This window comes from Enterobacter sp. HSTU-ASh6 (genome assembly GCF_026319105.1).
In the GTDB taxonomy this organism is placed as follows: domain Bacteria; phylum Pseudomonadota; class Gammaproteobacteria; order Enterobacterales; family Enterobacteriaceae; genus Enterobacter; species Enterobacter sichuanensis.
The window spans coordinates 72,382-90,218 of the sequence record NZ_WSPD01000011.1 but is presented as its reverse complement, the minus strand read 5'-3'; the positions used below and the strand labels follow the sequence as shown (position 1 = coordinate 90,218).

15 protein-coding genes are annotated in these 17,837 nt (G+C 58.2%); 11 read left to right on the top strand and 4 right to left on the bottom strand.

Annotation, left to right across the window (positions count from 1 at the left end; translation table 11 throughout):
- Positions 1-140 precede the first annotated feature (140 nt).
- The 10 genes from iscR (at position 141) to sseB (ending at position 7,949) form a co-directional block, all read left to right on the top strand.
- Positions 141-632, top strand: coding sequence for a Fe-S cluster assembly transcriptional regulator IscR (gene iscR, locus GM298_RS14960; protein WP_008502158.1), 492 nt, complete (start codon positions 141-143; stop codon positions 630-632).
- 119 nt (positions 633-751) lie between these two features.
- A complete protein-coding gene (gene iscS, locus GM298_RS14955; protein WP_003860663.1) occupies positions 752-1,966 on the top strand; it encodes a cysteine desulfurase in 1,215 nt (404 codons plus the stop codon).
- A gap of 24 nt (positions 1,967-1,990) precedes the next feature.
- Positions 1,991-2,377 (top strand): Fe-S cluster assembly scaffold IscU, encoded by a 387-nt coding sequence (gene iscU, locus GM298_RS14950; RefSeq protein ID WP_003860661.1) that lies wholly within the window; start codon positions 1,991-1,993, stop codon positions 2,375-2,377.
- Between the two features lie 13 nt (positions 2,378-2,390).
- Entirely contained in the window at positions 2,391-2,714 is a 324-nt protein-coding gene (iscA, locus tag GM298_RS14945; protein ID WP_003860659.1) for an iron-sulfur cluster assembly protein IscA, read from the top strand.
- Positions 2,715-2,794: 80 nt separating this feature from the next.
- Positions 2,795-3,310 carry a co-chaperone HscB gene (gene hscB, locus GM298_RS14940; protein ID WP_262784214.1) on the top strand — a complete coding sequence of 172 codons (516 nt, stop codon included), beginning with the start codon at positions 2,795-2,797 and terminating at the stop codon, positions 3,308-3,310.
- Positions 3,311-3,324: 14 nt separating this feature from the next.
- Positions 3,325-5,175 (top strand): Fe-S protein assembly chaperone HscA, encoded by a 1,851-nt coding sequence (gene hscA / locus GM298_RS14935; protein WP_047959239.1) that lies wholly within the window; start codon positions 3,325-3,327, stop codon positions 5,173-5,175.
- Position 5,176: 1 nt separating this feature from the next.
- Complete coding sequence (gene fdx / locus GM298_RS14930; RefSeq protein ID WP_003860652.1) at positions 5,177-5,512, top strand: ISC system 2Fe-2S type ferredoxin; 336 nt, start codon at positions 5,177-5,179, stop codon at positions 5,510-5,512.
- A 1-nt stretch (position 5,513) separates the two neighbouring features.
- The gene (gene iscX, locus GM298_RS14925) at positions 5,514-5,714 is read left to right on the top strand and encodes a Fe-S cluster assembly protein IscX (protein WP_003860650.1); all 201 of its coding nucleotides are present in this window, start codon (positions 5,514-5,516) and stop codon (positions 5,712-5,714) included.
- Positions 5,715-5,774: 60 nt separating this feature from the next.
- A complete protein-coding gene (gene pepB, locus GM298_RS14920) occupies positions 5,775-7,061 on the top strand; it encodes an aminopeptidase PepB (RefSeq protein ID WP_045284592.1) in 1,287 nt (428 codons plus the stop codon).
- A 111-nt stretch (positions 7,062-7,172) separates the two neighbouring features.
- Positions 7,173-7,949 (top strand): enhanced serine sensitivity protein SseB, encoded by a 777-nt coding sequence (sseB, locus tag GM298_RS14915; protein ID WP_025757678.1) that lies wholly within the window; start codon positions 7,173-7,175, stop codon positions 7,947-7,949.
- An 18-nt stretch (positions 7,950-7,967) separates the two neighbouring features.
- On the opposite strand, the gene GM298_RS14910 is transcribed toward sseB, so the two are convergent.
- From GM298_RS14910 to GM298_RS14895, 4 genes are all read right to left on the bottom strand, one after another.
- Positions 7,968-8,738, bottom strand: a complete 771-nt coding sequence (locus tag GM298_RS14910) for a MurR/RpiR family transcriptional regulator (protein WP_262784216.1) — start codon at positions 8,736-8,738, stop codon at positions 7,968-7,970.
- Positions 8,738-9,583: a 3-mercaptopyruvate sulfurtransferase gene (sseA, locus tag GM298_RS14905; protein ID WP_126800287.1), complete on the bottom strand. Its 846-nt coding sequence runs from the start codon at positions 9,581-9,583 to the stop codon at positions 8,738-8,740. Before sseA ends, GM298_RS14910 begins: the two co-directional genes overlap by 1 nt.
- A gap of 90 nt (positions 9,584-9,673) precedes the next feature.
- Positions 9,674-11,041 (bottom strand): 6-phospho-alpha-glucosidase, encoded by a 1,368-nt coding sequence (locus GM298_RS14900; RefSeq protein ID WP_262784217.1) that lies wholly within the window; start codon positions 11,039-11,041, stop codon positions 9,674-9,676.
- A 12-nt stretch (positions 11,042-11,053) separates the two neighbouring features.
- Complete coding sequence (locus GM298_RS14895; RefSeq protein ID WP_262748028.1) at positions 11,054-12,598, bottom strand: PTS transporter subunit EIIC; 1,545 nt, start codon at positions 12,596-12,598, stop codon at positions 11,054-11,056.
- Positions 12,599-12,884: 286 nt separating this feature from the next.
- On the opposite strand from GM298_RS14895, the gene GM298_RS14890 reads away from it, so the two are divergent.
- Positions 12,885-17,837 carry an alpha-2-macroglobulin family protein gene (locus tag GM298_RS14890; protein ID WP_262748030.1) on the top strand — a complete coding sequence of 1,651 codons (4,953 nt, stop codon included), beginning with the start codon at positions 12,885-12,887 and terminating at the stop codon, positions 17,835-17,837.

Genomic DNA, 17,837 nt, shown 5'->3' with positions numbered 1-17,837 from the left:
GAAGGTTAAATACCTGACTAAAACAGTCAAGTAAATAGTTGACCATTTTAGTCAGGAATGTCAGACTTGGCCCTGCTATGCAATACCCCATTTTACTATAAAAAACCCCGGGCAGGGGCGAGTTTGAGGTTAAGTAAGACATGAGACTGACATCTAAAGGGCGTTATGCCGTAACCGCGATGCTGGACGTTGCGCTCAACTCCGAAGCGGGCCCGGTTCCGTTGGCTGATATTTCTGAACGACAAGGGATCTCCCTCTCTTATCTTGAACAGCTGTTCTCCAGACTGCGTAAAAATGGACTGGTTTCCAGCGTTCGTGGTCCGGGCGGCGGTTATCTGCTCGGTAAAGACGCGGGCAGTATTGCAGTCGGCGAAGTGATTAGCGCCGTAGACGAATCCGTTGACGCGACCCGTTGCCAGGGTAAAGGCGGCTGCCAGGGCGGCGATAAGTGCCTGACCCACGCGCTGTGGCGCGATCTGAGCGACCGTCTGACCGGCTTCCTGAACAACATCACCCTCGGTGAACTGGTGAATAACCAGGAAGTTCTGGACGTATCCGGTCGTCAGCATAGCCATGATTCCCAACGCAGCACTCGCGCGCAGGACGCTATCGACGTCAAATTACGCGCGTAATAAAACGATAAGTATTTCAGAATCAGGCCGGGGCAAAAACATGCCCCGTGTACTCGGTCGTACATCCAGCCGGTTGCCTGATTCCTTGCATTGAAGCGATGTACGGAGTTTATAGAGCAATGAAATTACCGATTTATCTCGACTACTCCGCAACCACGCCGGTGGACCCGCGTGTTGCCGAGAAAATGATGCAGTGTCTGACCCTGGACGGAAACTTTGGTAACCCAGCTTCCCGTTCACACCGTTTTGGCTGGCATGCTGAAGAGGCGGTTGATATCGCCCGTAATCAGATTGCTGACCTGGTGGGTGCCGACCCGCGTGAGATTGTTTTCACCTCCGGTGCGACCGAATCCGACAACCTGGCGATCAAAGGTGCAGCCAACTTTTATCAGAAAAAAGGCAAGCACATCATCACCAGCAAAACCGAACACAAAGCCGTGCTGGACACCTGCCGTCAGCTCGAGCGTGAAGGGTTTGAAGTTACTTACCTGGCGCCACAGAGCAACGGCATTATTGACCTGAAAGAGCTCGAAGCGGCCATGCGTGATGACACCATTCTGGTTTCCATCATGCACGTCAACAACGAAATCGGCGTGGTACAGGACATCGCAACCATCGGTGAAATGTGCCGCGCGCGCGGTATCATCTACCACGTTGACGCGACCCAGAGCGTGGGCAAACTGCCTATCGACCTGAGCCAGCTGAAAGTGGACCTGATGTCCTTCTCCGGCCACAAAATCTATGGCCCGAAAGGCATTGGCGCACTGTACGTTCGTCGTAAGCCACGTATCCGCATCGAAGCACAGATGCACGGCGGCGGTCACGAGCGCGGCATGCGTTCCGGTACCCTGCCTGTTCACCAAATCGTGGGCATGGGCGAAGCGTACCGCATTGCGAAAGAAGAGATGGAAACCGAGATGGCACGCCTGCGTACGCTGCGTAACCGTCTGTGGGACGGCGTGAAAGATATGGAAGAAGTGTATCTGAACGGCGATCTCGAGCAGGGCGCACCGAACATCCTCAACGTGAGCTTTAACTACGTTGAAGGCGAATCGCTGATCATGGCCCTGAAAGACCTGGCGGTTTCTTCCGGTTCTGCCTGTACGTCTGCAAGCCTGGAGCCATCCTACGTGCTGCGCGCGCTGGGTATGACTGACGAGCTGGCCCACAGCTCTATCCGTTTCTCTTTAGGTCGTTTCACTACCGAAGAAGAGATTGACTACACCATCAAGCTGGTTCGCAATTCCATCGGCCGTCTGCGCGACCTTTCTCCACTGTGGGAAATGTTTAAGCAGGGCGTGGATCTGAACAGCATTGAATGGTCACATCACTAATCGGTACATAAGGAGAATTCAATCATGGCATACAGCGAAAAAGTCATCGATCATTACGAAAACCCGCGCAACGTTGGCTCTTTTGACAACAGCGATGAATCTGTCGGCAGCGGCATGGTCGGTGCACCCGCGTGTGGCGACGTGATGAAGTTGCAGATTAAAGTCAACAATGAAGGTATCATTGAAGACGCGCGCTTCAAGACCTACGGCTGCGGTTCTGCTATTGCGTCCAGCTCCCTGGTGACCGAATGGGTGAAGGGCAAGTCTCTGGACGAAGCACAGGCAATCAAGAACACGGACATTGCTGAAGAGCTCGAACTGCCGCCGGTGAAAATTCACTGTTCCATTCTGGCAGAAGACGCGATCAAAGCCGCCATTGCGGATTACAAAAGCAAACGTGAAGCAAAATAATTGAGGTTTGAGTATGTCGATTACCCTTAGCGACAGCGCTGCCGCGCGAGTAAGCTCTTTTCTGGCGAACCGTGGTAAAGGCTTTGGCCTGCGACTGGGCGTACGTACCTCCGGCTGTTCTGGTATGGCTTACGTACTGGAGTTTGTTGACGAGCCGGCGTCTGATGACACCGTGTTTGAAGACAAGGGCGTGAAGGTGGTGGTCGATGGCAAAAGCCTGCAATTCCTCAACGGCACTCAGCTGGACTTTGTAAAAGAAGGCCTGAACGAAGGGTTCAAATTCACGAACCCGAACGTCAAAGACGAGTGTGGTTGCGGCGAAAGCTTCCACGTTTAATCGCGCGTTATCCGAAACCCCACCGTGGCGTTACCCGCCACGCGTGGGGTTTGTTCTAACAGGCTACCCCTGAGATTGTTATGGATTACTTCACTCTCTTCGGACTACCCGCTCAATACCCGATTGATCTCCAGGCGCTGACTAACCGTTTTCAGGACCTGCAGCGTCAGTACCATCCGGATAAATTCGCCAGTGGTACGCAGGCGGAGCAGCTGGCTGCGGTATCGCAATCTGCGACCATCAACCAGGCCTGGCAGACGCTGCGCCATCCGCTGGCGCGTGCAGAATATCTGCTTTCGCTCCACGGGTTTGATCTCGCGAGCGAGCAGCACACCGTGCGCGACACGGCGTTTCTGATGGAGCAGCTGGAGCTTCGCGAAGAGCTTGATGAGATTGAACAGGCCAAAGACGAAGCGCGTCTGGAACGCTTTATCACGCGCGTAAAGGGTATGTTCGATACCCGCCATCAGCAGATGGTGGAGCAACTGAACAACGAGACCTGGGACGTGGCGGCAGATACTGTGCGCAAACTCCGTTTTCTCGATAAACTGCGAAGCAGTGCTGAACAACTCGAAGAAAAGCTGCTCGATTTTTAATTTCGGAAGCAATTATGGCCTTATTACAAATTAGTGAGCCTGGCTTAAGTGCCGCACCGCACCAGCGTCGTCTGGCGGTCGGTATTGACCTGGGCACCACCAATTCCCTTGTGGCGACCGTGCGTAGCGGCCAGGCGGAAACGCTGGCTGACGAGCAGGGCCGCCATCTGCTGCCTTCCGTGGTCCACTACCAGCCGCAGGGTCACGCGGTCGGCTATGACGCTCGCGCCAACGCGGCGCGCGATCCGGCCAACACCATCAGCTCAGTAAAGCGCATGATGGGCCGCTCGCTGGCCGATATCCAGACCCGCTATCCGCATCTCCCGTATCAGCTGCAGGCAAGTGAAAACGGCCTGCCGATGATTGCCACCGCGGCCGGTCTGCTGAACCCGATCCGTGTTTCTGCAGATATCCTCAAAGCGCTGGCGGCGCGCGCGACGGCGACCCTTGGCGGCGATCTGGACGGCGTGGTCATTACCGTTCCGGCCTATTTTGACGACGCACAGCGTCAGGGCACCAAAGACGCCGCGCGTCTGGCGGGCCTGCACGTGCTGCGCCTGCTGAACGAACCGACGGCCGCGGCGATTGCCTACGGCCTCGACTCCGGTCAGGAAGGGGTTATTGCGGTCTACGATCTCGGCGGCGGCACCTTTGACATCTCCATCCTGCGCTTAAGCCGCGGGGTGTTTGAAGTGCTGGCCACCGGCGGGGATTCCGCGCTGGGCGGCGATGACTTCGACCATCTGCTGGCGGATTACATCCGCGAGCAGGCGGGTATTGCCGATCGCAGCGATGCCCGCGTACAGCGTGAACTGCTGGATGCGGCCATTGACGCCAAAATCGCCCTGAGCGATGCGCCGTCAGCCAGCGTGAACGTGGCGGGCTGGCAGGGTGAAATCACCCGCGACCAGTTCAACGATCTGATCGCTCCGCTGGTTAAGCGTACCCTGCTGGCCTGTCGTCGCGCGCTGAAAGATGCCGGCGTTGAGGCTGACGAGGTGCTGGAAGTGGTCATGGTGGGCGGCTCCACCCGTGTGCCGCTGGTGCGTGAACGTGTAGGTGAGTTCTTTGGCCGCACGCCGCTGACCGCCATCGACCCGGACAAAGTGGTCGCTGTGGGCGCCGCGATTCAGGCCGATATACTGGTCGGCAACAAGCCGGACAGCGAAATGCTGCTGCTGGACGTCATCCCGCTGTCGCTGGGGCTAGAAACCATGGGCGGCCTGGTGGAGAAAGTCATTCCGCGTAACACCACCATTCCGGTGGCGCGCGCGCAGGAGTTCACCACCTTTAAGGACGGCCAGACCGCGATGTCCATCCACGTGATGCAGGGCGAGCGTGAGCTGGTACAGGACTGCCGCTCTCTGGCGCGCTTTGCGCTGCGGGGCATTCCGGCGCTGCCGGCGGGCGGGGCGCATATTCGCGTCACCTTCCAGGTGGATGCGGACGGTCTGCTGAGCGTCACGGCGATGGAGAAATCCACCGGCGTGGAATCGTCCATTCAGGTGAAGCCGTCCTACGGCCTGACCGATGGCGAAATCGCCTCCATGATTCAGGACTCAATGAGTTACGCCGAGCAGGATGTGAAGGCGCGTATGCTGGCGGAACAGAAAGTGGAAGCCGCACGCGTGCTGGAAAGCCTGAACGGCGCGCTCGCTGCCGATGCCGCGCTGTTAAGCGCCGCTGAGCGTCAGGTGATTGACGAGGCTGCCGCGCACTTAAGCGTGGTCGCCCAGGGCAATGACGCTGACGCAATAGAAGAAGCCATTAAAAACGTTGATAAACAAACCCAGGACTTTGCTGCTCGCCGCATGGACAAATCTGTCCGCGTCGCGCTGAAAGGCCAGTCCGTGGACGAGGTTTAATATGCCAAAGATTGTTATTTTGCCTCATGCGGACCTCTGTCCGGATGGCGCTGTTCTGGAAGCGAAGACCGGTGAAACCATTCTCGATGTTGCCCTGCGTGCAGGTATCGAAGTGGAACACGCCTGCGAGAAATCCTGTGCCTGCACGACGTGCCACTGCATCGTGCGTGAAGGTTTTGACTCTCTCGCCGAGAGCACCGAAGACGAAGACGATATGCTGGATAAAGCATGGGGTCTGGAGCCCGACAGCCGCTTAAGCTGCCAGGCCGCGGTGACCGATGAAGATCTGGTCGTGGAATTCCCACGCTATACCATCAACCACGCACGCGAGCACTAATATGGGACTGAAGTGGACTGACAGCCGTGAAATCGGCGAAGCGCTCTACGACGCGAACCCGGATCTCGATCCAAAGACCGTACGATTCACCGACATGCATCAGTGGATCTGCGATTTAGAGGATTTCGACGACGATCCCAACGCATCCAATGAAAAAATTCTGGAGGCGATTCTGTTAGTCTGGTTAGATGAAGCAGAATAAATAACATAACGGGCTGCCTTCAGGCGGCCCGTTTGCTAGTTGCTAATAAGGAAAAATAAAATGACCGAAGCGATGAAGATTACGCTCTCGAATCAGCCTGCCGACGCGCGCTGGGGCGAGAAAGCCACGTATAGCATCAACAACGACGGTATTACCCTGCACCTGACGGGCAACGATGATTTGGGCCTGATCCAGCGCGCCGCGCGTAAAATTGACGGCCTGGGCATTAAGCATGTCTCTCTGGCAGGCGAGGGCTGGGACACCGACCGCAGCTGGGCGTTCTGGGCTGGCTATAAAGGACCGAAAGGCACCCGCAAAATTGAGTGGGCCAACCTTGACGAAGCCGGTCAAAAAGAGCTGGAAAGCCGCCTGAACATCATCGACTGGGTGCGCGACACCATTAACGCACCGGCGGAAGAGCTGGGACCGGAACAGCTGGCGCAGCGCGCCGTTGACCTGCTGTGCGGCGTGGCCGGCGATAAAATGTCTTACCGCATCACCAAAGGTGAAGATCTGCGCGAGCAGAACTATATGGGGATCCACACCGTGGGCCGTGGTTCTGAGCGTCCTCCGGTGCTGCTGGCGCTGGACTACAACCCAACCGGCGATAAAGATGCGCCGGTCTTTGCCTGCCTGGTCGGGAAAGGTATCACCTTCGATACCGGCGGCTACAGTCTGAAGCAGAGCGCGTTCATGGACTCCATGAAGTCCGACATGGGCGGCGCGGCGACCATTACCGGCGCGCTGGCGTTTGCGATTACCCGTGGCCTGAAAAAACGCGTGAAGCTGTACCTGTGCTGCGCCGACAACATGGTGAGCGGTAACGCCTTCAAACTGGGCGATATCATTCGCTATCGCAACGGCAAAAACGTTGAGGTGATGAATACCGATGCGGAAGGCCGTCTGGTGCTGGCCGATGGCCTGATCGATGCCTCAGCTCAGAAGCCAGAGCTGATTATCGACATGGCGACCCTGACCGGTGCGGCGAAAACCGCCCTGGGTAACGACTACCATGCGCTGTTCAGCTTCGACGACAAGCTGGCTGCCCGCCTGCTGGCAAGTGCGGCGGCAGAGAACGAGCCGTTCTGGCGCCTGCCGCTGGCCGAGTTCCACCGCAGCCAGCTGCCGTCTAACTTTGCTGAACTGAACAACACCGCAAGCGCGGCGTACCCGGCAGGGGCAAGCACCGCAGCCGGTTTCCTGTCCCACTTCGTTGAGAACTACCGCGAAGGCTGGCTGCACATCGACTGCTCCGCGACGTACCGTAAAGCGGCGGTTGAGCAGTGGTCCGCAGGCGCGACCGGTCTCGGCGTGCGTACCGTGGCGAACCTGCTGACGGCTGAGTAATTGTTGCCCCTCACCCTAGCCCTCTCCCCAAAGGGGAGAGGGTGTTTAAATTCCCTCTCCCCTTTGGGGAGAGGGTTAGGGTGAGGGGGAAATTCGACATCTGGAATTGTTATGTCCGAAACCAAAAACGAATTAGAAACCCTGCTGGAGCAGGCGGCGACCGAACCCGCCCACCGTCCGGCATTCTTCCGCACGCTGCTGGAATCCACCGTCTGGGTGCCGGGCACGGCCGCAGAAGGGGAGCAGGTTGTGGAAGACAGCGCGCTGGATCTCCTGCACTGGGAGAAAGACGACGGCTCTTCGGTGATCCCGTTCTTTACCTCGCTGGAAGCGCTGCAGAAAGCGGTAGAAGACGAACAGGCATTCGTGGTGATGCCGGTGCGCACCTTGTTTGAAATGACCCTGGGCCAGACGCTGTTCCTCAACGCGAAGCTGCCGACCGGAAAAGAGTTCACCCCGCGTGAAATTAGTCACCTGATCGGTGAAGAGGGTAACCCGCTCAGCACCCAGGAAGTGCTGGAAGGGGGCGAAACGCTGCTGCTGTCTGAAGTGGCCGAGCCGCCTGCGCAGATGATCGATTCCCTGACCACGCTGTTCAAAACCCTGAAGCCGGTACGACGCGCATTCCTTTGCTCGATCAAAGAGCGTGCAGACGAAAAGCCGGTGCTGCTGATCGGTATTGAAGCAGATGGTGATTTCGACGAGATCGTTCAGGCGGCGGGAAGCGTGGCCACCGACACGCTGCCGGGGGATGAACCGATTGATATCTGCCAGGTGAAGAACGGTGAGAAGGGCATTAGCCACTTTATTACCGAGCACATCACGCCGTTCTACGAACGTCGCTGGGGCGGCTTCCTGCGCGATCTCAAAACCAACCGCATTATCTGATGACAGCGGGGTGAACCATCACCCCGTTGCTTCCAGCAGCAGTAAATCCATCAGCAGTACCAGATTCGACTCAAACGACGTCACGCCTGCTGCTTCGGCGGCGAAATGTACCGCCTCGTCATAGAGGGCAAAGTGCACATCCGCCATCCCCGCCAGCGTATTGGCCGAGGCGCGGGTAAACGCGACGATCGTCATACCGACGTTTTTGGCGATCCGCGCTTTATCCAGCACCTGTTCCGTTTCGCCGCTGCGCGAGACGGCAATAAACACCTCATAGCGGGCGGCATTGCTGAGAAAGATGTTCCGGCTGTCGCCCGGGCCGGAGATAAACGCCGTTTTGCCCAGCACCTGCAATTTCTTGGTCAGGTACTCCGCAAACAGATAGGAAAACCCGGCGCCGTAGAGAAAGAAGCTCTCTTTCTGGCGCAGCAGGTCGGCAAACTGCTGGCGCTTATCGTGCGTCACCCACTGAAAGGTGTGCTGATAGTTGGCGATAAACTGATTAAAAAGCGCAGGTAGTTCAGGGTGCGATTGCCCCTGAGCGGCAATATGCGGGGTGTCGGAGAGCAGCTGTTTGCAGTGCCAGATAAACTCGCTAAATCCGCTGAACCCCAGCTTCTGACACAGCCGCATAATGGTGGCGGTAGAGACGAACGTCGCCTGCGCCAGCTCGCGAACCGTAATCTTGCCCACCAGCAGCGGGTGTTCTGTCAGGTGGGCGAGGACCCGATACTCCGCGCGGGTCAGCGATTCCCCGCGCGTTAACAGCGTGGCCAGGCGGTTATCCATTATTTTGCCGGTTCAACCGGCAGGTCGTCACGCGCACCCCATTCGCTCCAGGCACCGTCGTAGAGCGTGACGTCGTTAACGCCGAGCGTGGCGAGCGCCAGGATGACCACGCAGGCCGTGACGCCGGAACCGCAGCTGGCGATAATCGGACGGTGTAAATCCACGCCCTGACGCGCAAAGATGGCGCGCAGCTCGTCGGTGGTTTTCAGCTCGCCCTCGAACACCAGATCGCCCCATGGCACGTTCAGCGCACCGGGAATATGTCCGCGCCTAAGTCCCGGACGCGGTTCATCCGCCTCGGCATTGAAACGTGGCGCAGGGCGGGCATCAACGATTTGGGCCGTTTTTTCGTGGCTTACAACCAGCACATCGGTCAGGCGTTTCACTACGTGCGCGTCGAACGTGGCATCGAATTCGCCTTCCGGCAGCGTCACGTCGCCCTGCTGAAGCGGCAGTTCGTCACGCTTCCAGCCCGCGAGGCCGCCTGCCAGAATCGAGACTTTTTCCACGCCGAAGTTTTTCAACATCCACCACGCGCGCGGGGCTGAGAAGAGGTTACCTTCATCATAAACAACGAGGTGTTTGTCTTTGCTGACGCCCAGCTCGCGCATCGCCACGGAAAACGCTTCCGGACGCGGCAGCATGTGCGGCAGGGGAGAGGTGTGATCGGAGAGGGCTTCAATATCAAAAAATACCGCACCCGGCAGATGTCCGGCGCGGTATTCACCGGGCACGTCACGATGCTCTTGTCCCGGAGGGGCCATACGCGCGTCAATAATCTGCACTTCCGGATCGTCGCCGTGCTCAATCAGCCAGTCGGCAGCGACAAAATATGAGGTGGACATGGGTTGCCTCCATTCTTTTCCGTAAAAAAGGATTGTCGGTGTTTTTTCTGACACCGACAAGCAAACCACGTTCAACTCGCGAGCAAGCCCCTATTTTTTCACCGGTTCGCCGTCCTGCCAGGCTTTTTGCAGCGCTGGCCAGTAGTCACGGTTAGCCTCGATCATCTCATCCAGTATCGCCTTCGCGTGTTCCATGGTCGGCACGGTGCGGTTGAGAGTGAAGGCCTGAAGGGCTTTCTCATAACTCCCTTCAATCGTCGCTTCCACCAGCAGCTGTTCAGAGGCGAGCTGCTGCTGCAAAAGGGTCTGATGGAACAGCGGCACCTGACCGATGCGGACCGGCTCTGGCCCTTCGGAGGTGATATAAGCAGGCACTTCCACCACGGCATCGTAAGGCAGGTTGGTAATCGCGCCGCGGTTTTCCACCATCACCAGATGGCGGCTGTGCAGGTTAAAGGCCAGCGAGCAGGCGACGTCGACGATAAATTCACCGTGCACGCCCACGTGGAAGGCATCCGGCAGGATCCCGGTGCGCTTGTACTCTTCGGCGGCAGCGAACAGCTTTTTCTCGCGCCCGTCAATCACTTCATTGGCGCGGGTATAGTCCGGGTTCTGATGCGCCACAATCTGGTTCGGCATCAGGTAATACTGCAGATACGGGTTCGGCAGGTACTCCGGGAAGTTATCCATGATCGGCTTAATGTTGCGCCAGGTCTTCACCCAGGAGGGATCGGAATGCTGCGGATCGGTTTTGGCCGCATCTTCCGTCAACAGGCCAAACTTCGCGATATGCTTACGCAGCTCCGGCAGCTTGTCCTCGCCGTCCACCCGCACGCGGGTAAACCAGCCGAAGTGGTTCAGACCAAAGTAGTCGACCTCCAGCTTGCGGCGATCGACACCCAGAATCGCCCCCATGTTACGCATCGCCGCCACCGGCATATCGCAAATATTGAGCACGCGTGCGTTTGGGCGCAGGCGTCTCACCCCTTCAGCGACGATCGCCGCCGGGTTGGAGTAGTTCACGATCCAGGCCTTCTCGTGCGCGTAGCGATCCACCCGATCGATAAGCTCCACCATCGGCAGGATGGTGCGAAGACCGTACGCCAGCCCGCCGGGCCCGCAGGTTTCCTGACCTACCACGCCGTGGCGCAGCGGGATCTTCTCGTCCTGCTCGCGCATCTTGTACTGGCCGACGCGCATCTGGGCGAAGACGAAATGGGCGCCGCTAAAGGCCACTTCCGGGTCGCTGGTGACGGTGAATTTGATGCTCTGACTGTGGTCACGAATGACCTTCTCGACGACCGGCGCAATGGTGTTCTGACGCGTCTCGTCGATGTCGTAGAGGCGGATTTCAGCCAGCGGGAAATCCTGCAGGCGCACCATCAGGCTTTTCACAATACCCGGCGTGTAGGTGCTGCCGCCGCCGGCAATCGACAGAATGAATGGGGGTGTAAACATCTTTAGCTCCTTTCAGAGAAACGTCTCAACGGCTTCTCGCATTTTTTTGACATGCAGCCCGTAGACCACCTGAACGTTGTTACCTTGTTTGATAATCCCTTTCGCGCCGGTCGCCTTCAGGCGCGGCTCGTCGATGAGGGTGACGTCCTTCACCGTGACGCGTAAGCGGGTGTAGCAGTTATCCACCACGTCAATATTTTCCCGACCGCCGAGACCCACCACGATGGATTCGCCCAGCCCGTCGTTGTTACCCTTCGCCTGGTACTCCTGCTTGCTGTAGAGGCGCGTCTCCTTATCGTCATCCTCACGGCCCGGCGTCTTCATGTCGAAGCGCAGGATCAGGAAGCGGAACACCGCGAAGTAGAGGATGAACATGATCAGCCCGACCAGGAGGTACATCGGCCAGTTGGATTTCTCCGTGCCCAGCGGCAGGTTGTAGAGGATGAAATCAATGATCCCGTTAGCGCCGATGGCGTGAACGCCCAGCAGCGAGAACAGCATCATGCCGATGCCGGTCAGGATCGCGTGCACCACGAAAAGCAGCGGGGCGACAAACAGGAAGGAGAACTCAATGGGTTCGGTCACGCCGACCAGCAGCGAGGTGAGCGCTGCCGGGATCAGAATGGCTTTCGCAATGGCTTTACGCTCCGGCTTTGCGGTCATGTACATCGCCAGCGCCGCCGCAGGCAGGCCGAACATCTTGCTGATGCCGCGGGCGTCCCACACCACGGTGCTGCTGAGCTGCTTCACCTCCGGGCAGGCCATCTCGGCGAAGTAGATATTGCGCGCGCCCTGGTAAACCGTGCCGCACACCTCCTGCGTGCCGCCCAGCTCGGTATACAGGAACGGGGTATAGACCAGATGATGAAGGCCGGTAGGCACAAGAATACGTTCCAGGAACCCGTAGATGGCGACGCCCAAAGGTCCGGAGCCCTTGATGGCCAGCGCCATCGCGCTAATCCCGTGCTGGGCAAACGGCCACACTTCACTCATTACCACGCCGAGCAGCATGGCGACCGGGAGCATCACAATAGCAACAAAGCAGTGGCCGGAGTAGATTGCCATCGCGCCGTTAAACTGTACGCCGGAGTATTTGTTGTACAGATAGCCGGAAAGCGCACCGGTCAGGATCCCGGCAAAAACCCCCATCTCCAGCACCTGCACGCCCAGCACCATCGTCTGCCCGGCGGCTTTCATCTGATCCGCCGCGGCCAGCGCACCCTGGAGCTGCAGCGTGACGTTCATGGCGTTGATAAACACCACAAAGGTCACCAGGCCAATCAGCGCGGCATAGCCTTTATCGCGCGTCGCGAGGCCAATCGGGATACCGACGGCAAACACCAGCGCCAGGTTGACCAGCACCGACACGGCCGATTTCGCGATAAGCTGACCAAGATGCTGAATAAAAGGATGACCAAGAAACGGCAGATACTCCGCGAGATTACCGTTACCCAGCACGTTACCAAAGGCGATAAACAGACCGACGATCGGTAAGATAAGTACCGGTCCGTACAATGATTTTCCAAAATTTTGTAGGGCGTTCACGGCTCGTTTCATGGCTTTCTCTCTTATTGAACCGCGCACTCGGGGTGCGTCTTGAGCTTAAAACTAGCAGGCTCCCGGCGAGCTTATCCAGCTATCTTGTTGTTTTAAAAACAAATGACGTGAAACGTTACATGTAACGTTTCACGCTGTGATCGGCGTAGCACCAGCGGGTTACCGGTTTGACTCACTCTGCGAGGCGCTTTCCAGATTCTAAAATTGGACTTTTTGAATTAATGAAACTTGCGGATAATACTTATCCGGACGACGACCAACGGGCCCCGTGGGCCAGGGACAAAGGATGAAACCGTTTCGCTTAGCCGCGATCTCTCTCGCGCTGCTTACCACATTTACGCTTGTCGGCTGTGATAACAGCGACGATAACACTCAATCTGCGGCTCCCGCCGCTTCCACCCCATCAACACCGAAAGCTACGGAAAAGCCCGACGCTGACAAGCTGGCAAAACTGGCGGCGCAGAGTCAGGGCAAAGCGTTAACCCTGCTGGATGCCTCAGAAGTGCAGCTGGACGGCGCGGCCACGCTGGTGCTGACATTCTCGGTTCCGCTGAATCCCGATCAGGATTTCGCGAAAACGGTGCATGTCGTGGACAAGAAAAGCGGCAAAGTTGACGGGGCGTGGGAACTTGCGCCTAACCTGAAAGAGCTTCGTCTGCGCCATCTGGAGCCCAACCGCAACCTGGTCGTCACCGTTGAACGTGGCCTGCAGGGGCTGAATAAGGCGACGTTCGGCACTGATTATGAAAAAGCCCTGACCACCCGGGACGTCGAGCCTACCGTCGGCTTTGCCAGCCGCGGCTCGCTGCTGCCGGGCAAAGTGGTCGAAGGTCTGCCGGTGATGGCGCTCAACGTTAACAACGTGGACGTCAATTTCTATCGCGTGAAGCCTGAATCGCTGGCCTCCTTTGTCAGCCAGTGGGAATACCGCAACGCGCTGACCAACTGGGAATCCGACAACCTGCTGAAGATGGCGGAGCTGGTGTACACCGGTCGCTTCGATCTTAATCCGGCGCGCAATACGCGTGAAAAATTGCTGCTGCCGCTAAAGGATATTAAACCGCTCCAGCAGTCTGGCGTGTATATCGCGGTCATGAACCAGGCCGGGCATTACAACTACAGCAACGCCGCAACGCTCTTTACCTTAAGTGATATTGGGCTGTCCGCTCACCGTTATCATAACCGCCTGGATATCTTTACCCAGAGCCTGGAGAACGGCGCGGCGCAATCCGGCGTGACCGTGACCCTGCTGAACGACAAAGGGCAGACGCTCGCCGAAGCGAACAGCGACGGTGACGGTCACGCTAAACTTGAAACCGACAAAGAAGCCGCGCTGATCCTGGCCAGCAAAGACGGTCAGACCACGCTGCTTGACCTCAAGCTACCGGCCCTTGACCTGGCGGAGTTCGACATTGCAGGGAGCCCTGGCTACAGCAAGCAATTCTTTATGTTTGGCCCGCGCGATCTCTACCGTCCGGGCGAAACAGTGATCCTGAACGGTCTGCTGCGCGACAGCGACGGTAAGCCACTGCCCGATCAGCCGGTGAAGCTTGACGTGCTGCGTCCGGACGGACAGGTGGCGCGTAGCGTCGTCGTGCAGCCTGAAAACGGTCTCTATCGCTTTAACTACCCGCTGGACAGCGGGGCGCAGACCGGCATGTGGCATATCCGCGCCAATACGGGCGATAACCTGCAGCGTCTGTGGGACTTCCACGTCGAAGATTTTATGCCTGAGCGGATGGCACTTAACCTGACGGGGCAAAAAGCGCCGGTTTCACCGCAGGATAACGTCGACTTTTCTGTGGTGGGCTATTACCTCTATGGTGCCCCGGCCAACGGTAACGCTCTGCAGGGACAACTTTTCCTGCGTCCACTGCGCGACGCGGTTCCGGCACTGCCGGGCTTCCAGTTTGGTGATATCGCCGAGGAAAACCTGAGCCGCAGTCTGGATGAAGTTCAGCTTACGCTGGATGAACAGGGGCGTGGCGAGGTCTCTACGGAGAGCCAGTGGAAAGAGGTGCACTCTCCTTTACAGCTGATCCTGCAGGCCAGCCTGCTGGAGTCAGGCGGTCGTCCGGTGACGCGTCGTGCTGAGCAGGCTATCTGGCCTGCTGCGGAATTGCCGGGCATCCGTCCTCAGTTCGCCAGCAAGGCGGTTTATGACTACCGCACCGATACCACCGTCAACCAGCCGATTGTCGACGAGAACGGCAACGCCAGTTTCGATATCGTCTATGCCGATGCCAGTGGGGCAAAAAAGGCGGTTTCCGGGTTACAGGTGCGTCTGATCCGCGAACGTCGGGATTATTACTGGAACTGGTCCGAAAGCGAGGGCTGGCAGTCGCAGTTTGATCAAAAAGATCTGATCGAAGGCGAGCAGGAGTTGACCCTCAAGGCTGATGAAACCGGCAAAGTCACTTTCCCGGTTGAGTGGGGTTCCTATCGTCTGGAGGTTAAAGCACCGGACGACATGGTCAGCAGCGTGCGCTTCTGGGCGGGCTACAGCTGGCAGGATAATAGCGACGGCACCGGGGCTGCGCGCCCTGACCGCGTCACCCTGAAGCTGGATAAACCGGGTTATCAGCCTGGCGATACTATCAACCTGCACATTGCTGCACCGGCCGCCGGCAAGGGCTATGCCATGATCGAATCCAGCGAAGGGCCGCTGTGGTGGAAAGAGATCGACGTTCCGGCAAACGGGCTGGATCTCGCTATCCCGGTCGATAAAGCCTGGAAACGTCACGATCTTTATCTCAGCACGCTGGTGGTACGCCCTGGTGATAAATCCAAATCCGCCACGCCGAAACGTGCGGTCGGCCTGCTGCATCTGCCGATGGGCGACGAAAATCGCCGCCTGAATATTGCGCTGGATAACCCGCAGAAAATGCGTCCAAACCAGACGCTCTCTGTGAAGGTGAAAGCCAGCGTGAAAGAGGGCGCGGTGCCGCAGAAAGTGAACGTGCTGGTCTCGGCGGTGGACAGCGGCGTGCTGAACATTACCGACTACGTCACGCCGGATCCGTGGCAGGCTTTCTTTGGTCAGAAGCGCTACGGCGCGGATATCTACGATATCTATGGTCAGGTCATTGAAGGCCAGGGCCGCCTCGCCGCGCTGCGTTTTGGTGGCGACGGGGATGAGCTGAAGCGCGGTGGCAAACCGCCGGTCAACCACGTCACCATTATTGCCCAGCAGGCGCAGCCGGTAACGCTGGATGCTAACGGGGAAGGCACCGTTACGCTGCCGATTGGCGACTTCAACGGCGAGCTGCGTCTGATGGCGCAGGCCTGGACAGAAGACGATTTCGGCAGCAGCGAAAGCAAAGTGATTGTTGCCGCGCCAGTGATTACTGAACTGAATACGCCGCGCTTCCTGGCAAGCGGCGATACTTCACGCTTAACGCTGGACCTCACCAACCTGACCGATCAGCCGCAAACGCTGAACGTGGCGTTAAACGCGACCGGCAAACTGACGCTGGAAGGGGCGCAGCCGCAGCCGGTGCGGCTGCCACCAGGTGCGCGGACGACTCTGTTTATTCCGGTGCGCGCGCTGGACGGCTACGGAGACGGTGAAGTGACTGCGCAGGTGACCGGCCTGCAGCTTCCGGGCGAGACCTTTGCCCCGCAGCAGAAGAGCTGGAAAATCGGTGTCCGTCCGGCGTTCCCGGCGCAGACGGTGAATACCGGGGCCATGCTGAACCCGGGTGAGTCCTGGACAGCACCGGGGCAGCATATCAACGGCTTCTCTCCTGCAACGCTGCAGGGGCAACTGCTGCTGAGCGGTAAACCACCGCTCAATCTGGCGCGCTATATCCGCGAGTTGCAGGCTTATCCTTATGGTTGCCTTGAGCAAACCACCAGCGGCCTGTTCCCGTCGCTCTATACCAACGCGGCACAGCTGAAGGCGCTTGGCATCAAAGGTGATACGGACGACAAACGCCGTACCGCCATTGATATCGGCATCTCCCGTCTGCTGCAGATGCAGCGTGATGATGGTGGTTTCGCGCTGTGGGATAAAAACGGTCCGGAAGAGTACTGGCTGACCGCCTATGTCACTGACTTCCTGGTGCGCGCAGGCGAGCAGGGTTACAGCGTGCCGGCCGACGCGGTCAATAACGCGAATAGCCGTTTGCTGCGCTATCTGCAGGACCCGGGCATGATGTCCATTCGCTACAGTGACGATACGCAGGCCAGCAAGTTCGCTGTGCAGGCCTATGCCGCGCTGGTGCTGGCGCGTCAGCAAAAAGCACCGCTGGGTGCGCTGCGTGAAATCTGGGATCGTCACGGTCAGGCGGCTTCCGGTCTGCCGCTGATGCAGCTCGGTATGGCGCTTAAGCTGATGGGCGATGCCCCACGCAGCCAGCAGGCGCTGGATCTGGCGCTCAAAACGCCGCGTAACGACAGTAAAACCTGGATGGCCGATTACGGCAGCACGCTTCGCGATAACGCGCTGATGCTCTCCCTTCTCGAGGAGTACAAGCTGTTGCCGGATGCGCAAAATACGCTGTTGAATGCGTTGTCTGAAGAGGCCTTCAGCCAGCGCTGGTTATCCACTCAGGAGAGCAACGCGCTGTTCCTGGCCGGACGTTCGCTGCAAACCTTGTCCGGTGCGTGGCAGGCTCAAACCTCGCTGTCTGATACCGCATCAGGTGGGGATCAGGCGCAGGTGCAAAACCTCACCGGTGACCAGCTTGGTGCATTGCAGGTCACTAATACCGGCACAACCCCTCTGTGGGTTCGCCTGGACAGCACAGGTTATCCTGAAAATGCGCCTCAGCCGAGCTCGAACGTGCTGCAGGTTGAACGTCATATTCTGGCAACCGACGGCAGCACGAAATCGCTCTCCTCACTGAAGAGTGGTGAGCTGGTGCTGGTCTGGCTGGAGGTGAAAGCCAGCCAGAACGTGCCGGACGCGCTGGTGGTGGATCTTCTCCCTGCCGGTCTGGAGCTGGAAAACCAGAACCTGGCAAGCAGCAGCGCCAGCCTGCAGGACAGCGGCAGTGAAGTGCAGAACCTGCTGAGCCAGATGCAGCAGGCGGACATTCAGCATATGGAATTCCGCGACGACCGCTTTGTTGCAGCAGTGCCGGCGAACGAAGGTCAGCCGGTCACGCTGGTTTATCTGGCGCGCGCGGTGACGCCGGGCACCTATCAGGTGCCGGTTCCGATGGTGGAGTCTATGTACGTGCCGCAGTGGCGAGCAACGGGGGCGGCCAGTGGCCCGCTGATTGTTGTTCCGTAA